14 protein-coding genes are annotated in these 16503 nt (G+C 72.4%); 2 read left to right on the top strand and 12 right to left on the bottom strand.

The features are described from left to right. Positions 1-17: 17 nt before the first annotated feature. The 6 genes from OHU74_RS25475 to OHU74_RS25450 form a co-directional block, all read right to left on the bottom strand. Complete coding sequence (locus tag OHU74_RS25475; protein WP_371618028.1) at positions 18-2219, bottom strand: putative bifunctional diguanylate cyclase/phosphodiesterase; 2202 nt, start codon at positions 2217-2219, stop codon at positions 18-20. 388 nt (positions 2220-2607) lie between these two features. Continuing rightward, the gene (gene ligA, locus OHU74_RS25470; RefSeq protein ID WP_371618027.1) at positions 2608-4818 is read right to left on the bottom strand and encodes an NAD-dependent DNA ligase LigA; all 2211 of its coding nucleotides are present in this window, start codon (positions 4816-4818) and stop codon (positions 2608-2610) included. Between the two features lie 31 nt (positions 4819-4849). Further along, positions 4850-5833, bottom strand: coding sequence for a methionine synthase (locus tag OHU74_RS25465; protein ID WP_371618026.1), 984 nt, complete (start codon positions 5831-5833; stop codon positions 4850-4852). After that, the gene (locus OHU74_RS25460) at positions 5830-6519 is read right to left on the bottom strand and encodes an SDR family oxidoreductase (RefSeq protein WP_371618025.1); all 690 of its coding nucleotides are present in this window, start codon (positions 6517-6519) and stop codon (positions 5830-5832) included. The genes OHU74_RS25465 and OHU74_RS25460 overlap by 4 nt, the downstream gene beginning before the upstream one ends. Before the next feature lie 148 nt (positions 6520-6667). Then, on the bottom strand, positions 6668-7012 hold the full coding sequence (locus OHU74_RS25455) for a DUF1330 domain-containing protein (protein ID WP_371618024.1): 345 nt from the start codon (positions 7010-7012) through the stop codon (positions 6668-6670). Between the two features lie 52 nt (positions 7013-7064). Next, on the bottom strand, positions 7065-8120 hold the full coding sequence (locus OHU74_RS25450) for a GlxA family transcriptional regulator (protein WP_371618023.1): 1056 nt from the start codon (positions 8118-8120) through the stop codon (positions 7065-7067). A 125-nt stretch (positions 8121-8245) separates the two neighbouring features. Here OHU74_RS25450 and OHU74_RS25445 point away from each other — a divergent pair, with 125 nt between their 5' ends. Continuing rightward, entirely contained in the window at positions 8246-9169 is a 924-nt protein-coding gene (locus OHU74_RS25445) for an NADP-dependent oxidoreductase (RefSeq protein ID WP_371618022.1), read from the top strand. 8 nt (positions 9170-9177) lie between these two features. Here OHU74_RS25445 and mnmA read toward each other — a convergent pair whose 3' ends face one another. Continuing rightward, positions 9178-10314 (bottom strand): tRNA 2-thiouridine(34) synthase MnmA, encoded by a 1137-nt coding sequence (mnmA, locus tag OHU74_RS25440; RefSeq protein ID WP_371618021.1) that lies wholly within the window; start codon positions 10312-10314, stop codon positions 9178-9180. A gap of 69 nt (positions 10315-10383) precedes the next feature. On the opposite strand from mnmA, the gene OHU74_RS25435 reads away from it, so the two are divergent. Next, positions 10384-11097, top strand: a complete 714-nt coding sequence (locus tag OHU74_RS25435) for an N-acetylmuramoyl-L-alanine amidase (RefSeq protein ID WP_371618020.1) — start codon at positions 10384-10386, stop codon at positions 11095-11097. Between the two features lie 67 nt (positions 11098-11164). Here the strand turns inward: OHU74_RS25435 and OHU74_RS25430 are convergent, their stop codons facing one another. The 5 genes from OHU74_RS25430 to OHU74_RS25410 form a co-directional block, all read right to left on the bottom strand. Beyond that, positions 11165-12328, bottom strand: coding sequence for a cysteine desulfurase family protein (locus OHU74_RS25430; protein ID WP_371618019.1), 1164 nt, complete (start codon positions 12326-12328; stop codon positions 11165-11167). A gap of 122 nt (positions 12329-12450) precedes the next feature. Beyond that, complete coding sequence (locus tag OHU74_RS25425) at positions 12451-13317, bottom strand: thioesterase family protein (protein WP_371618018.1); 867 nt, start codon at positions 13315-13317, stop codon at positions 12451-12453. A 101-nt stretch (positions 13318-13418) separates the two neighbouring features. Then, positions 13419-14075 carry a trimeric intracellular cation channel family protein gene (locus OHU74_RS25420; protein ID WP_330298695.1) on the bottom strand — a complete coding sequence of 219 codons (657 nt, stop codon included), beginning with the start codon at positions 14073-14075 and terminating at the stop codon, positions 13419-13421. Between the two features lie 228 nt (positions 14076-14303). Further along, positions 14304-15422: an ABC transporter ATP-binding protein gene (locus tag OHU74_RS25415; RefSeq protein WP_371618017.1), complete on the bottom strand. Its 1119-nt coding sequence runs from the start codon at positions 15420-15422 to the stop codon at positions 14304-14306. Continuing rightward, positions 15419-16495, bottom strand: a complete 1077-nt coding sequence (locus OHU74_RS25410; RefSeq protein WP_371619807.1) for an ABC transporter ATP-binding protein — start codon at positions 16493-16495, stop codon at positions 15419-15421. Before OHU74_RS25410 ends, OHU74_RS25415 begins: the two co-directional genes overlap by 4 nt. Between the last annotated feature and the right edge of the window lie 8 nt (positions 16496-16503).

Genomic DNA, 16503 nt, shown 5'->3' with positions numbered 1-16503 from the left:
CGGTGCCTCGAAGTACCTCACTGCGTCTGCGCGGCCGCGGCCTCCGCCGCAAGCTCTGCCGTGATGTCCGCCGGGCGGCGCCAGCCCCGCTCGCCGCGGGCCAGCAGCCAGGCCGTGGCCTCCTGCGGAGGCATCGCGGCGGCGACGAGCCAGCCCTGGACGGCGTCGCAGCCGAGGTCGCGCAGGCGCTCCCAGGTCTCGTCGTCCTCGACTCCCTCGGCGACGACCAGCAGGCCGAGCGAGTGGGCCAGGTCCACCGTGCAGCGGACGATCTCCGCGTCCTGCGCGTCCACCGCCAGCCGGGCCACGAAGGAGCGGTCGATCTTCAGCTCGCTGACCGGCAGCCGCCGCAGGTGGACGAGGGAGGAGTAGCCCGTGCCGAAGTCGTCCAGCGACATCTTCACGCCGTGGCCCGTCAGGCCCGCCATCGTGTCGGCGGCCCGCTGCGGGTCCTCCAGCAGCACGTGTTCCGTTATTTCCAGCTGGAGACCGCTCGCCGGGACCCCGTGCCGGGCGAGGCGCGCGGCCACGGCGCCCGCGAAGCCGGGGGTGTGGACGTCGCGCGGCGAGACGTTGACGGCGACCGGGACCTTGAGGCCCTGGGCCCGCCACCGGGCGACCTGCGCGAGCGCGGTCTCCAGTACGTACTCGGTCAGGTGCGGCATCAGCCCGGAGGTCTCGGCGATGGCGATGAACTCGTCCGGGGAGACCCGTCCGCGCTCCGGGTGGACCCAGCGGACCAGCGCTTCGAGTCCCGCGACCTGTCCGTCGAAGCGGACCTTGGGCTGGTAGTGGAGCTCCACCTCGCCCGCGTCGAGCGCGCGCCGCAGGTCGCCCAGCAGGCCGAGCCGGTCGGGGGTGTTGCTGTCGCGCTTGGACTCGTAGACCTCGACGCCCGTACGGTCCCGCTTCGCCTGGTACATGGCGACGTCGGCGCGGCGCAGCAGCCCTTCGGCGTCGAGGGCGTGGTCGGGGAAGACGGCGAGGCCGGCGCTGGCTTCCAGCACCAGGGTCAGGCCGTCGAGGTCGAGCGGGGAGCTGAGCTCCGCGACCAGGTGGCGGGCGACCCGCTGGGCGCTGGTGGTGGAGTCGGCGAGCGGGAGCAGGACGGCGAACTCGTCGCCGCCGAGGCGGGCGGCCTCGGCGTCCGGGGGCAGGGCCTGGCGCAGCCGGTCCGCTATCTGCAGGAGCAGCCGGTCGCCGGCGAGGTGGCCGAGGGTGTCGTTGACCGCGCGGAAGCGGTCCAGGTCGATCAGGACGAGCGCCGAGCGGGTGCCCAAACGTTCAGCCTGGTCGAGGGCGCTCCAGGCGCGCTCCAGCAGCCACTGCCGGTTCGGCAGTCCGGTCAGCGGGTCGCGCAGCTGTTCCTCGGCGCGGGCGCGGGCGATCCACAGGGTGGAGTCGAGGGCGATCAGCGGTACGGCGAACAGCGGCAGCAGTACCGGCTGGGCTTCGGCGACCACACAGATCAGCGGGGCGATGCCGAGCAGGGCGACGGCCACCAGGGCCTGGCGCACCAGTGCGGTACGGGCGACGGTGGGCAGTCCCCCACCGCTCGGCGCGAGGGCGAGCCAGAGCAGGATGCGGGTGACGAGCAGGTAGGCGAGGGCCACCAGGATGACTTCGGGGATCGCCTCGATCCCCCAGCTGGTGGGCAGCCACGGATGCTCGACGGTGGGGTCCTGGCCGAAGGCGGCGAGTACGAGGGCGCCCGCGCCGATTCCGAGGATGTCGGTGGAGCCGTGCAGCAGGCCCTGGCGCCAGCGGTGGCGGCGGGCCGCGCCGACGAGGGTGACCACGGCGAGGGAGACCAGGCCGGCGGGGACCCATCCGTAGAGGATGAGGACGCCGAGGGTCAGGGCGGCGCCCGAACCGGTGCCGCCCCACCAGCGGTCGCGGCCCAGCGCGACGAGGTGGCCGACGATGATGCCGGTGAGCAGGGCGAGCGCCCAGCCGACCGCGCCCCCGGGGAACAGGGCGTGACTGCTCGTCAGCGCGGTGATGATGCCGACGGCGAGCACCACGGCGGCGACGCCCACGACGGCGAAGGGCAGCGCGGCGTGCCGCAGCCCCGATCCGCCCGCGCCCGGTCCGGTGCCGGTGCCGAGCGGCCGGGAATCAGGTGTCCTGGAACCCAGGACACCGAGTCGGCCCGCCCGCACCGGCGGGAGTTCCCCGCCGAAATCTGGTGACGGGTCGGCGCTTTCGGTGGGTTTCATGCCCGTCCCTCTCACAGCCGGCAATGCCGATGCCACGCAATGGCCCCGATGTCATGCCATCACGACTGGATACGCATCAAGCAGCCGTGCACGACGGGCGCACCCCTCAACAGTAGGACGCGAGAGGCACCCAGGGGCAGCGGTCGGCGGCGGTTGCCCGAATACGACCCAGCCATCCTCATCAGTACGGTATCCGCCGAACGGGTGAGTTTGAACCAGGACCCCCCAGTCACCCGTCTGATGATCCGACAGCCAACCACGCCTCGACCAGCCTTGTACCGGCCTTGCCGCCGCCGTGTACCAGCCGTTGGCCTCCAAGTGCCACCGCCCCGAGCGCCTGGCGTGCGCCCGCTCCCACGGCCGCACGCCACGCATCTGTTCGCCTTCGCTACTCCGCTTCGGTGGCGCCTTCCACCGGAAGCGCGGCCGCGCGGGCCGCGTCCGGGCCCTCTTCGAGGAGGACGGCGAACCCGGCGTCGTCGAGGACGGAGAGCTTCAACTGCATTGCCTTGTCGTACTTGGAGCCCGGATTGTCACCGACCACGACGAACGAGGTCTTCTTCGACACCGACCCGGTCACCTTGGCGCCGAGGCTCTGCAGGGCTTCCTTCGCGCCGTCCCGCGTGTGGCTCTGCAAAGTGCCGGTGACGACCACGGTCAGCCCTTCCAGCGGACGCGGGCCCTCTTCCTCGCCGGAACCTTCCTCCTCCATCCGGACACCGGCTTCCCGCCACTTGCGCAGGATTTCCTGGTGCCAGTCGACGGAGAACCATTCCTTGAGGGAGGCCGCGATGATCGCGCCGACCCCGTCGGTGGCGGCCAGTTCCTCTTCGGTGGCCTGTTCGATGCGCTCGATGGACCGGAACTCGCGGGCGAGCGCCTCGGCGGCGACCGGTCCGACGTGACGGATCGACAGGCCGTTGATGATGCGGGCGAGCGGGCGGTCCTTGGCGGCCGCGATGTTCTCCAGCATCGACAGGGCGTTCTTCTTCGGCTCGCCCTTCTGGTTGGCGAAGACCAGGACGATCTTCTCCTCGCCCGTCTTCGGGTCCCGCTTGGGCAGCCCGCTGTCCGGGTCGAGGACGTACGCCTTGATGGGCAGCAGCTGCTCGATGGTCAGGTCGAAGAGGTCGCCCTCGTCGCGCAGCGGCGGGTCGGCCGGCTCCAGCGGGCGGGTGAGCGCGGCCGCGGCCACCGAGCCGAAGTTCTCGATGTCCAGGCACTGGCGGCCGCCGAGGTAGAAGAGCCGCTCGCGCAACTGGGCGGGACAGGTCTGCCCGTTGGGGCAGCGCAGGTCGATGTCGCCCTCCTTCATCGGCCGCAGCGGCGTCCCGCACTCGGGGCACTCGGCCGGCATGACGAACTCCCGCTCGCTGCCGTCCCGCAGGTCCGTGACCGGCCCGAGGATCTCGGGGATGACGTCGCCCGCCTTGCGCAGTACGACGGTGTCCCCGATGAGCACGCCCTTGGCCTTGACGACCTCCTGGTTGTGCAGGGTCGCGAACTCCACCTCCGAGCCCGCCACCGTCACCGGCTCCACCTGCGCGTACGGGGTCACGCGCCCGGTGCGGCCCACGCCGACCTTGATGTCGATCAGCTTGGTGTTGACCTCTTCGGGGGCGTACTTCCAGGCGATGGCCCAGCGCGGGGCGCGCGCGGTGGAGCCGAGGCGGCCCTGGAGCGGGATCTCGTCCAGCTTGACGACGACCCCGTCGATCTCGTGCTCGACGGAGTGCCGGTTCTCGCCGAAGTACGCGATGAACTCCCGGACCTCGGCGAGCGAGGAGAGCGCCTTGTTGTGCTTGGCGGTGGGCAGGCCCCACTCGTGCAGCAGCTCGTAGGCGTGGGAGAGCTTGTCGATCTCGAAGCCCTCGCGGGCGCCGAGGCCGTGGACCACCATGTGCAGCGGGCGGGTGGCGGTGACCTTGGGGTCCTTCTGGCGCAGCGAACCGGCCGCCGCGTTGCGCGGGTTGGCGAAGGGCTTGTCCCCGGCCTCGACGAGGCGGGCGTTGAGCTCCTCGAACTTCTCCATCGGGAAGAAGACCTCGCCGCGGATCTCGACCAGGGCCGGGATCCGGTCGCCCTTGAGGCGGTCCGGGATCTCGGCGATGGTGCGGACGTTGGGCGTGATGTCCTCGCCCGTGCGGCCGTCGCCGCGGGTGGCGGCGCGGGTCAGGCGGCCGTTCTCGTAGGTGAGGTTGACGGCGAGGCCGTCCACCTTCAGCTCGCACAGGTAGTGGTAGTCGGAGGTGTTGGCGTCCCGGGCCACGCGCTCGGCCCAGGCCGCCAGTTCCTCGTCGTCGAAGGCGTTGTCGAGGGAGAGCATCCGCTCGCGGTGCTCGACGGAGGCGAAGCCCGTCTCGTACGCCCCGGCCACCTTCTGGGTGGGCGAATCGGGCGTGCGCAGCTCCGGGTACTCCCCCTCCAGCGCCTCCAGGGAGCGCAGCAGCTTGTCGAACTCGGCGTCGCTGACGACCGGCTGGTCGTTCACGTAGTACCGGAAGCGGTGCTCCTCGACCTGCTCGGCGAGCAGCGCGTGCTGTTCGCGCACCGCCGCCGGTACGGCCGTCTCGCTGCCCTGCTTCTGTTCGGCTGCCATGCCGTGTCCTCCCGTGGCCCGTCTCAATCCATCACTCAGGGTTGTCGGCGAGCGACCTCGCCGCCCTGACGCAGTGCGCCTGAACCGCCCGCGCGTAGGCGGGCGAAGCGCCCGCCAGACCGCACGACGGGGTGACCACGACGGACTCCGCCAGAGTCCCCGGGGCCAGCCCCAGCCTGCGCCAGAGCTTCCTGACACCCATGACGCTACCGCCCGGGTCCGACAACGGGCCGTCGGTGCCGGGCACCACTCCGGCGAAGAGTTTCATGCCGTCCTCGACGGCTTCCCCGATGACGTCATCCTCGCGCTCGGTGAGCAGGGAGAAATCGAACGACACGCCCGAGACGCCCGCGCGTCGCAGCAGCGCGAAGGGAACCTCGGGCGCGCAGGAGTGCACGATCACCTCCCCGTCGTGGACGGCGAACAGCTCGCGCAGCGTCCCCTCGACGACCTGCCGGTCGACGGCCCGGTACGTGCGGTAGCCGCTGGCGGAGCGCACCCGTCCGAGCAGGACGGAGGTGAGCGAGGGCTCGTCGTACTGGAGCACGATCTCGGCGCCGGGGATGCGCTTCTTCACGTCCGCCAGGTGCTCGCGCACGCCTTCGGCGAGGGAGCCGGCCAGGTCCCGGCAGGCGCCCGGATCCTGGAGCATGGCCTCGCCGCCGTGCGTCTCCAGCGCGGCGGCCAGCGTCCACGGCCCGACGGCCTGGATCTTGAGCTTCCCCTGGTAGCCCTGGGTGAACTCCTCGAGGGCGTCGAGGTCTTCCCCGAGCCAGGAGCGGGCCCGCTTGCTGTCGCGGCCGGGCCGGTCGCTGATCCGCCAGCCGCTGGGCTCCACGTGCGCGTACATGTCCACGAGCAGCCCCAGCGACCGGCCGATCATGTCCGCGCCGGGCCCGCGGGCGGGCAGCTCGGCGAGGTACGGGAACTCCTCGAAGGAGCCCGTGACCGTCTTGGCGGCCTCTCGGGCGTCCCCGCCGGGCAGCGAGCCGACCCCCGTCGCCGAGGCGGTCACCGGCCGGGCCGCACGGAGAGGTCGGACACCACGGCGTCGCGGGGCAGGTCCACGGCCATCACGATGGTCGTCGCGACGGACTCGGCGTCGATCCAGTCGGCGGCGTCGTAGGACTCGCCCTCCTGGGAGCGGACCTTCGCCTGCATGGGGGTGGCGGTGCGGCCCGGGTAGACGGAGGTGACGCGGATGCCGTTCGCCTTCTCCTCCTCGCGGAGCGAATCGGCGAGGGCCTTGAGCCCGTGCTTGGAGGCGGCGTACGCGCTCCACTCGGCGTGGGCGGCGAGGCCGGCGCCGGAGTTCACGAAGACGATGGTGGCGTGCGAGGCCCGCAGGGTGGGGAGCAGCAGGCGGGTCACCTCGGCGGGGGCGATGAGGTTGACGTTGAGCTGCTGGTGCCAGGTCTTGGGGCGCAGCTCGCCGACGGGTCCGAGGTCGACGATCCCTGCGATGTGGAGGAGCGAGTCGATCCGCTCGGGGATGGCCTGCTTGGAGAAGGCCCAGGAGAGCCGGTCGGGGTCGGCGAGGTCCCCGACCAGGGCGGTGGATCCGGGGTACCGGCTGGTGAGCTGCTTGGCGCGGGCGGCGTCGCGGGCGAGCAGGACGAGGTCGTCGCCACGGGCGTGCAGTCGGTCCGCGACGGCGGCGCCGATGCCGGACCCGGCACCGGTGATCAGGTGAGTAGCCATACCGCCCATGCTCGCACCCTGGCGGCGGTGGCCTTGCGGCCGTGTGCCGCTGCTGCGCCGTTTCCGTCTGCGGCGGCGTTCCCTGGGGAACGGTGGAAGGGCGGGTAGGGGACCGAGCCCCGCGCAGCGGCAGCGGCCCCGGGCCCTTTCAGAGGCCGGCGGCTTCGCGGAGGCGGTCGGCCGTCGCCGAAGCGTCGTAGTCGGGGGCGACGCCCTCGACCAGGACGACCTCGCCCGCTATGTGGCGGGTGCGCTCCGGGAGGATCGCCTGGTAGGCGTCGGAGGCGTACCAGGCGCGGGCGCTCTCGATGTCCGGGAAGGCGATCACGACGACCGAGCCGGGGAAGGGGCCCTCCATGACCTCGACCTGCTTGCCGTGCACGAGGAACCGGCCTTCGAAGGGGTCCATCGTCGACTGGACCACGCCCATGTAGTGCAGGATCTCTTCGTTCATGGTCTCGGGGCGCAGGTGTCCGATGGCGTACGCGGTCATGTTCGTCTCCCGGTCCGGGGACCCGGTGTTCCGGGCCGTTGGAACGAGCCTGTCAGCCGGCCGCCGCGCGGTCGATTACCTCCGGGGTCATGCGGAAGGTGCGGCGGTAGCCGATCGGGGAGATGCCGAGGGCGGAACGCATGTGCTGGCGCAGGGAGTTGGCGGAGCCGAAGCCGGAGCGGTGGGCGACCAGGTCGACGGGGAGGTCGCTGGACTCCAGCAAGTTGCGGGCGATTTCGAGGCGTTGGGCGGTGAGCCACTGCACCGGGGTCATGCCCACCTCGTCGCGGAAGCGCCGGGTGAAGGTGCGCAGGCTCATCCGGGCGTGGGCGGCCAGCTCGGCCAGGGCGATCGGCTCGGCGAGGCGCTCCAGGGCCCAGGCACGGGTGGCGGTGGTCGTGGCGACGGTGGGTTCGGGGACCGGGCGGTCGATGTACTGGGCCTGGCCGCCGTCCCGCCAGGGCGGTACGACGCACATGCGGGCGGCCCGGTTGGTGACGGCGACGCCGTGGTCGCGGCGGATCAGGTGCAGGCACAGGTCGACCCCGGCCGAGACCCCGGCGGAGGTCAGGACGTCGCCGTCGTCGACGAAGAGGACGTCCTCGTCGACGCGGACCCGGGGGTAGGCCCGGCGGAACTCGGGGGCGAGGTTCCAGTGCGTGGTCGCGGGGCGGCCGTCGAGGAGCCCGGCGGCGGCGAGCACGTAGGAGCCGGTGCAGATCGAGACCAGGCGGGCGCCGGGGCGGATGCCGGCGATGGCGGCCGCGACCTCGGGCGGCAGCGGACCGCCGAGGACCAGCTCGGGCATGGCGTGGGTGGGCGGGACGATCACCGTGTCGGCGGCGGCGAGGGCCTCGGGCCCGGCGGCAGGCTGGAGGACGAAGCCGGAGTCGCTGGGCACGGGGCCGCCGTCGGCGGTGCAGACGACGACCTCGTACAGGGCCTCGCCGGACTCGTCCACGGCGCTGCCGAAGACCCGGGAGGGGATTCCCAGCTCGAACGGCGGGAATCCGGGCAGGGCGAGCACCGCGACCAGGTGCCTGCCGCCCTCGCCGCTCCCCCGGGGCGCCCCGGCCGGTGGCGTCCGTTCCGCTCGCAGCTCACTCATGGCCAAATCCTGTCACATAGTGGCCAGACGGCCAACACCGATGGGGGCCACGGTGACCGAATCTGGGACACGTCACCGGAGAACACTCCGGTTTCGGAGCAGTCGGACGGATTGAGGAGAACAACATGCGCGCCATGGTCGTGAGCGAGTGGGGCGGCCCCGAAACCCTGGTCGAGCGGGAGATCGAGCGGCCCGAGCCGGGCCTGAGCGAGATCCTGGTGCGCGTCCACGCGGCCGGAGTGAACCCGGTCGACTGGAAGACCCGGGCCAGCGGCGCCCTGATCGCCTGGGACGAGGTCCCGATCGTGGGCTGGGACGTCTCCGGCACCGTCGAGGCGGTCGGCCCCGGCGTGACCCTGTACAGCCCGGGCGACGAGGTGTACGGGATGCCGAGCTTCCCCCGCCAGGCGGGCGGCTACGCCGAGTACGTGGTGGGACCGGCCCGGCACTTCGCCCGCAAGCCCGCCTCGCTCGACCACGTACAGGCGGCCGCCCTGCCCCTGGCGGCGCTGACCGCCTGGCAGGCGCTGGTGGACACGGCCGCGATCACCCCCGGCCAGCGGGTGCTGGTCCACGCGGCGGCGGGCGGCGTCGGCCACTTCGCGGTGCAGATCGCCAAGGCGCGCGGCGCGTACGTCATCGGCACGGCGAGCGCGGCCAAGCACGGCCTGCTGCGCGAGCTGGGCGCCGACGAGCTGATCGACTACCGCTCGACCGACTTCACCGAGGTGGTGTCGGACGTGGACGTGGTGATCGACGCGCTCGGCGGCGAGACCGGCGAGCGCTCGCTGAAGGTCCTCAAGCCCGGCGGGCACCTGGTGACCCTGCCCACCCCGGACGACGTCCCGGCGGACGCGGCGGGCGTCCACACCGGCTGGACCCTGGTCGAGCCGGACTTCCGGGGCCTGGTGGAGATCGCGGCCCTGGTGGAGGAGGGCAAGCTGCGCCCGTTCATCGACGCGGTGCTCCCGCTGGCCGACGCCGCGAAGGCCCACGAGATCGGCGAGCGGGGCCGCACCACCGGCAAGATCGTCCTGACGGTGGTCTGACCCCCGCCTCAGACCGCGGCGGCCGTTGCCCGGGTGGTCGTCGCGATGGTCGCGGAGCCGACCACGCGCGTGCCGTCGTAGAGGACGATCGCCTGGCCGGGGGCCACGCCGCGCACCGGCTCCGTGAAGGAGACCCGCAGTTCGCCGTCGACCATTTCGGCGAAGACCTCGGTCTCGCCGCCGTGGGCGCGCAGCTGCGCGGTGTACGTGCCCGGGGCGGCGGCCGTGGAGCCGCACCAGCGCGGGCGGATCGCCGTGAGGGCCGTGACGTCGAGGGCCTCTACGGGGCCCACGGTGACGGTGTTGTTCACCGGGGAGATGTCGAGGACGTAGCGCGGCTTGCCGTCGGGGGCCGGGTGGCCGATCCGCAGGCCCTTGCGCTGGCCGATGGTGAACCCGAAGGCGCCCTCGTGGGTGCCGACCTTCTCGCCGGTGGCCTCGTCGACGATGTCGCCCTCGGCCTTGCCGAGGCGGCCGGCGAGGAAGCCCTGGGTGTCGCCGTCGGCGATGAAGCAGATGTCGTGGCTGTCGGGCTTCTTCGCGACGGCCAGGCCCCGCGCCTCGGCCTCGGCGCGGATCTCTTCCTTGGTGGTGAGGGTGTCGCCGAGCGGGAAGAGCGCGTGGGCGAGCTGCTTCTCGTCGAGGACGCCGAGGACGTACGACTGGTCCTTGGCCATGTCGGAGGCGCGGTGCAGCTCGCGCGCACCGTCCTCGGTCAGGACGACGGTGGCGTAGTGGCCGGTGCAGACGGCGTCGAAGCCGAGGGCCAGGGCCTTGTCGAGCAGCGCCGCGAACTTGATCTTCTCGTTGCAGCGCAGGCACGGGTTCGGGGTGCGACCGGCCTCGTACTCGGCGATGAAGTCCTCGACGACGTCCTCGCGGAAGCGCTCGGCGAGGTCCCAGACGTAGAAGGGGATGCCGATGACGTCGGCGGCGCGGCGGGCGTCGCGGGAGTCCTCGATCGTGCAACAGCCGCGGGCCCCGGTCCGGAAGGACTGCGGGTTCGCGGAGAGCGCGAGGTGGACACCGGTCACGTCGTGCCCGGCTTCGACCGCGCGGGCGGCGGCGACGGCGGAGTCCACGCCGCCGGACATGGCGGCCAGGACGCGAAGGGGGCGGGTGCTGCTCGGCAGGTTCTCAGTCATAGCACCGTCCAGGGTACGGGGAACCGCGCCGGGTCACAGCGCGTTATCGGCTCTGGGGGGTGGATCACCATGGGGAACAAGGGCAACAAGGCAGGCAAGGGGACCGCAGGGGGCTCGGGGAAGGCGGGGAGCTCGGCCAAAACGGGGAGCGAACGGCCCGGGCGTTCGCGCAGGGCGGTGCTCTTCGGCGGGCTGGGGATCTTCGCGGTGGCGGCGGTCGCCGGGCGCGAGGAGATCGGGCGGGCCTGGTGGCTGGTGCCGGGGGTGTCCAAGCCGCGCCAGGAAGGCGCGCTGGATCACGCGGGAGCCTCCTGGACGGCGGCCTCGCCGGCGAACTGGCGGCTCGCGGACCGGCCCGCCGACTACCGGGTGGACCGGATCGTCGTGCATGTCACACAGGGCAGCTTCGGGTCCTCGGTGGACGCCTTCAAGAATCCGTTCCACAAGGCGTCGGCCCACTACATAGTCGGCCAGGACGGCCACATAGAGCAGATGGTGCGCGAGCTCGATGTCGCCTTCCACTCCGGCAACCGCTCCATGAACGAGCGCAGCATCGGCATCGAGCACGTCGGCTTCGTCGACCGGCCGCAGGACTTCACCGACGCGATGTACGAGGCTTCGGCGCGACTGGCAGCCGACATCTGCCGGAGGTACGACATACCGGCCGACCGCAAACACTTCCTGGGCCACTCCCAGGTCCCGGGCACCGACCACACGGATCCGGGCCCCCACTGGGACTGGAACCGCTACATCCGCCTCGTCGGGGCCGCCCTGGCCTCGTGACCGGCCGGGCCGGGCCGGGTCAGGCCTGGGCCTGACCTGGGTCCGGCCTGCGTCGGCCTGCCCGCCGCTAGCTCAGTCCCGCCGTGCGGGCTCGGGCCACGGCCGGGCCGATGGCGGCGGCGACCGCGTCGACGTCGGCCCGGGTGGAGGTGTGGCCGAGGGAGAAGCGCAGGGTGCCGCGGGCCAGCTGCGGGTCCGTGCCGGTGGCCAGCAGGACGTGGCTGGGCTGCGCCACGCCCGCCGTGCAGGCGGAGCCGGTGGAGCACTCGATGCCCTGGGCGTCGAGGAGGAGGAGCAGGGAGTCGCCCTCGCAGCCGGGGAAGCTGAAGTGGGCGTTGGCGGGGAGCCGGCCGGCCGGGTCGCCTCCGAGGACCGCGTCGGGGACCTCCCGGAGCACGGCGGCGACGAGTCCGTCGCGCAGCGCGCCGATCTCGGCGGCGAAGCGCTCGCGCCGCTCGGCGGCGAGTACGGCGGCCACCGCGAAGGCGGCGACGGCCGGCACGTCGAGGGTGCCGGAGCGGACGTGCCGCTCCTGGCCGCCGCCGTGCAGGACGGGTACGGGGCTCTGGTCGCGGCCCAGGAGCAGCGCGCCGATCCCGTAGGGTCCGCCGACCTTGTGGCCGCTGACGGTCATGGCGGCGAGCCCGGACTCGCCGAAGCGGACGTCGAGCTGGCCGAAGGCCTGGACGGCGTCGGAGTGCAGCGGGATGCCGGATTCGCGGGCGATGGCGGCGAGTTCGGCGACCGGCATGACGGTGCCGATCTCGTTGTTGGCCCACATGACGGTGGCGAGGGCCACGTCGTCGGGGTTGCGTTCGACGGCCTCGCGGAAGGCCTCGGGGTGCACGCGGCCGTAGCGGTCGACGGGGAGGTACTCGACCCGGGCCCCTTCGTGCTCCGCGAGCCAGTGCACGGCGTCGAGGACGGCGTGGTGCTCCACGGGGCTGGCGAGGATCCGGGTCCGGGCGGGGTCGGCGTCGCGGCGGGCCCAGTAGAGGCCCTTGACGGCGAGGTTGTCGGCCTCGGTACCGCCCGCGGTGAACACCACCTCGCTCGGGCGGGCCCCGAGGGCCTCGGCGAGGGCCTCGCGGGCCTCCTCGACGGTGCGGCGGGCGCGGCGGCCGGCGGCGTGCAGGGAGGACGCGTTGCCGGTGACGCCGAACTGCGCGGTCATCGCCGCAGCGGCCTCCGGGAGCATCGGAGTGGTGGCGGCGTGGTCGAGGTAGGCCATGATCCCCCGATTCTACGAGGCCCCGTGCCGCGGATTGCCCCGCCGGGACCTTACGGGATGCCTACGGATTCCCGGGAGCTCCCAGCGGGTCCCCCGGGGAGCCGTGGCCGGGCCGTCCGGTGTCAGGAGCGCGGAGCGACCCTCGGGGCGCGGGCCAGCTGGCGGGACTGGGCCACCAGGCGGTTCGACGAGTCCCAGACCTCCGCGTCCTCTTCGAGGAAGCCGCCCGCGAGGTTGCGGGTGGTGATGGCCACGCGGATCGGGCCGGGGGCCGGGCGGGCGCGGACGTGGGCGGTGAGTTCCACCGTGGGGGTCCAGCCGAGGAGTCCCAGGTCGAAGGAGGTGGGCGGGAGCGCGTCCACCGCGAGGAGCAGGGAGATCGGGTCCGCGTCCCGTCCGTCGGCGAGCTCGAACCAGGCCCGCATCTCGCCCTTGCCCGAGGGCTGTCCGAGGGCCCAGCCGGCCGTCGCGGGGTCCAGCCGCAGCCGGAGCCGGTCGACGATGGCGGAGCTGCCGGGGATCGGGGCCGGGCCGGCCTCGGGACCGAGGCAGTCCTCGTAGCCGGGCATGGCGGGCGGGAGGGCGGTGGTGTGCACGGCGTCCGGGAGCTCGGAGAGGTCCCCGTACGAGGCCACCACGCGCAGGCGCTCGATCTCGGCGCCGCTCTCGTCGTACTGGAAGAGGGAGGCCTGGCCGGTGGAGAGCGAGTTGCCCAGGCGTACGACCTCGGTGCGGATCACGGCGGGGCCGGGCACCGACGAGGTCAGGTAGTGCGCGGAGACCGTGAACGGGTCCGGGTGCGGCAGGGCCGCCGACAGGGCGCGGCCGACGAGGGCCAGGAGGTAGCCGCCGTTGACGGCCGTGATGATCGTCCATCCGGCGGAGAGGTCCGCGTCGTACACCCCGTCGTCGCCCGCGCGGGCGGTGACGGCCGTGTCGCGGTCGAACTCGCTGTCTCCGATGGAGGCCTTGGCAGCTGCGTGTGACATGGAACGACGGTACAACGGGCCTAATACTAAGCGGTAGCTTTTCTGCGTTGCGGCCCTGTCACGGCCGGACACCGGGCGCGGCAGGATCCGAAAGAGACGGCCTACGGCTCCTCCGCCACCGCCGAGCGGCGGTTCCAGGCGAGCGGGGCGCGCCAGTGGTAGCGGATCGCCAGCAGCCGCAGCACGAAGGTGGTGACGATCGCCAGGCCCGTGGTGACGGCGTTCAGGGCGTCGAAGCTGATGAAGAGGGCCACCATCGAGGCACCGATGATGGCCGGGACGGCGTACATCTCGCGGTCGCGCAGCAGCGAAGGCACCTCGTTGACCAGTACGTCACGCAGGACGCCCCCGCCGACGGCCGTCGCCAGACCGAGCGCGGCGGACGCGGTGAGGCCGAGGCCGTACTCGTACGCCTTCGTCGTGCCCGTCACGCAGAACAGCCCGAGGCCGGCCGCGTCGAAGACGTTGATGGCGCGGTTGATGCGCTGGACCTCGGGATGCAGGAAGAACACGATCGCGGCGGCGATCAGCGGGGTGACGAAGAAGCCGAGGTCACCGAAGGCGGCGGCGGGGGTGGCGCCGATGACGATGTCGCGGAAGAGACCGCCACCGAGGGCGGTGACGAGCGCGAGGACGACGATGCCGAAGACGTCGAAGTTCTTGCGTACGGCGAGCAGGGCGCCGGCCGTCGCGAAGACGAAGATGCCCGCGAGGTCCAGGCCGTGCTGGATTCCGGGCGGGAAGAGATCGTGGAGCACGGGCCCATTCTGCCGGTCGCCTGGCGGCGTGCCTGAACGGGTGGGGTTGCCCCCGGACCCGGGGGTGGCTCCGGGACCCGGCCCGGGCCGGTCACACCCCTGCGGGGTGGTGCATCGCGGCCGGGTGCGGCCCCGTTGCGGGGGCTCTGCCCCCGAGCCCCCGCGCCTCAAACGCCGGCGGGGCTGGATGTACCCGGCGGGGCCGCGAACAGCCCCGCCGGGTCGGCCTCACTCCGAGACCGTGACGACCGCCTCGGCCGCGCCCGGCAGGGCCGGGTCGCCCGGGGCCTGGTCGGGGGCGTTCTCCGGGTGGTGGCAGGCGACCTGGTGGCCGGTCTTGAGGGCGACCAGCGGGGGTTCCTGCGTCGTGCAGATCTGGGTCGCCTTCCAGCAGCGCGTGTGGAAGCGGCAGCCGGCCGGCGGGGAGATCGGGGACGGCACGTCGCCCTTGAGCAGGATGCGGCCGCTCTTGGCCCCGCGCCGCCTCGGGTCCGGCACCGGCACGGCCGACATCAGCGCGGTCGTGTACGGGTGCATGGGCGCCTCGTACAGGGACTTGCGGTCGGCGAGCTCGACGATCTTGCCCAGGTACATGACCGCGATGCGGTCGGAGACGTGCCGGATGACCGACAGGTCGTGCGCGATGATCACGTACGTGAGGCCGAGCTCCTGCTGGAGGTCGTCCAGCAGGTTGACCACCTGGGCCTGGATCGACACGTCCAGCGCCGACACCGGCTCGTCCGCGACGACCAGCTTCGGCTTCAGGGCCAGCGCGCGGGCGATGCCGATGCGCTGACGCTGGCCGCCGGAGAACTCGTGCGGGTAGCGGTTGTAGTGCTCCGGGTTGAGGCCCACCAGCGAGAGGAGGCGCTGCACCTCCGCCTTGAGGCCGCCCTCGGGCTGGACGCCCTGGAGCTTGAACGGGGCTCCGACGATGGTGCCCACCGTGTGGCGCGGGTTCAGCGAGCCGTACGGGTCCTGGAAGATCATCTGCACGTCGCGGCGCAGCGGGCGCATCCCGCCGACGCTCAGGTGCGTGATGTCCTTGCCCTCGAACTCGACCTTGCCGCCGGTCGGTTCGAGCAGCCGGGTGATCAGCCGGCCCATGGTGGACTTGCCGCAGCCGGACTCGCCGACGATGCCGAGGGTTTCGCCGGGGTAGACCTCGAAGTCGATCCCGTCGACGGCCTTCACGGCCCCGACCTGGCGGCGCAGCAGCCCCTTGGTGATCGGGAAGTGCTTGACCAGGCCGGTCACCCTCAGCAGCGGTTCGGGGGAATCCGCCGCCTGTGCGGGCAGCGTTCCGGCGGCCGCGCCCGTCTCGCCCGTCTTCTTCTTATCGGTCACAGCTTCGGCGCAATCTCTTCGGTCCAGATCCGGTTCCGCTGCTCCGGGGAGAGGTGGCAGGCGGCCCAGTGCCGGCCGTCGCCCTCCGCGGATCCGTCGACCAGGGCCAGCTCGGGCCGCTGGGTACGGGTGATGCCGCCCTTGGGAAGGTCGGCGTAGGGGCAGCGCGGGTGGAAGGCACAGCCGCTGGGGATGTTGATGAGGCTGGGCGGCGAACCCTTGACCGGGATGAGGCGTTCGGTCTGGTCGCGGTCGATGCGCGGCATCGAGCCGAGCAGGCCCCAGGTGTAGGGGTGCCGGGGCTCGTAGAAGATCTTCTCGGCGCTGCCGCGCTCGACGCACCGGCCGCCGTACATCACGAGGATGTCGTCGGCCATCTCGGCGACCACGCCGAGGTCGTGCGTGATCATGATGACCGCGGAGCCGAACTCCCGCTGCAGGTCCCGGATCAGGTCCAGGATCTGCGCCTGGACGGTGACGTCCAGGGCGGTGGTCGGCTCGTCGGCGATGAGCAGTTCGGGGTTGTTGACCAGCGACATCGCGATCATCGCGCGCTGGCGCATGCCGCCGGAGAACTCGTGGGGGTACGAGTCCACGCGCTGGTGCGGCTCCGGGATGCCCACGCGGTCGAGCATCTCGATGGCCCGCTTGCGCGCGGTCTTCTTGTCCACGTCCTGGTGGGTCCGGTAGGCCTCGATGATCTGCTTGCCGACCGAGTAGTACGGGTGCATCGCGGACAGCGGGTCCTGGAAGACCATCGCCATCTTGCGCCCGCGCAGGGTGCGTACGTGGTCCGCGTCGGCCTGGACGAGGTCCTCGCCGTCGAGGACGACCTCGCCCGAGATCTGCGGGCGGTTGCGGACGTGCCCGGTGCGGTGCAGGCCCATGATGGCGAGCGAGGTGACCGACTTGCCGGAGCCGGACTCGCCGACGATGCCGAGGGTCTTGCCGCGCTCCAGGTCGAAGGAGAGCCCGTCCACGGACTTGACCAGGCCGTCGTCGGTCGGGAAGTGCACCTTGAGGTCGCGCACCGAGAGGAAGGCCCGGTCCCGCACCCCGCCCTGCTCGGGCACGAAGGCGG

This window comes from Streptomyces sp. NBC_00454 (assembly GCF_041434015.1).
Lineage (GTDB): Bacteria > Actinomycetota > Actinomycetes > Streptomycetales > Streptomycetaceae > Streptomyces.
This window is presented reverse-complemented; position numbering and strand designations above follow the sequence as displayed.

What these genes read in the sequence shown, in the direction of transcription:
- OHU74_RS25455 (WP_371618024.1), bottom strand. Translation starts at nt 7,012, where the DNA reads ATGACCGCGTACGCCATCGGACACCTGCGCCCCGAGACCATGAACGAA.
- OHU74_RS25435 (WP_371618020.1), top strand. Translation starts at nt 10,384, where the DNA reads ATGGGGAACAAGGGCAACAAGGCAGGCAAGGGGACCGCAGGGGGCTCG.
- OHU74_RS25450 (WP_371618023.1), bottom strand. Translation starts at nt 8,120, where the DNA reads ATGAGTGAGCTGCGAGCGGAACGGACGCCACCGGCCGGGGCGCCCCGG.
- ligA (WP_371618027.1), bottom strand. Translation starts at nt 4,818, where the DNA reads ATGGCAGCCGAACAGAAGCAGGGCAGCGAGACGGCCGTACCGGCGGCG.
- OHU74_RS25460 (WP_371618025.1), bottom strand. Translation starts at nt 6,519, where the DNA reads ATGGCTACTCACCTGATCACCGGTGCCGGGTCCGGCATCGGCGCCGCC.
- OHU74_RS25425 (WP_371618018.1), bottom strand. Translation starts at nt 13,317, where the DNA reads ATGTCACACGCAGCTGCCAAGGCCTCCATCGGAGACAGCGAGTTCGAC.
- OHU74_RS25475 (WP_371618028.1), bottom strand. Translation starts at nt 2,219, where the DNA reads ATGAAACCCACCGAAAGCGCCGACCCGTCACCAGATTTCGGCGGGGAA.
- OHU74_RS25445 (WP_371618022.1), top strand. Translation starts at nt 8,246, where the DNA reads ATGCGCGCCATGGTCGTGAGCGAGTGGGGCGGCCCCGAAACCCTGGTC.
- mnmA (WP_371618021.1), bottom strand. Translation starts at nt 10,314, where the DNA reads ATGACTGAGAACCTGCCGAGCAGCACCCGCCCCCTTCGCGTCCTGGCC.
- OHU74_RS25430 (WP_371618019.1), bottom strand. Translation starts at nt 12,328, where the DNA reads ATGGCCTACCTCGACCACGCCGCCACCACTCCGATGCTCCCGGAGGCC.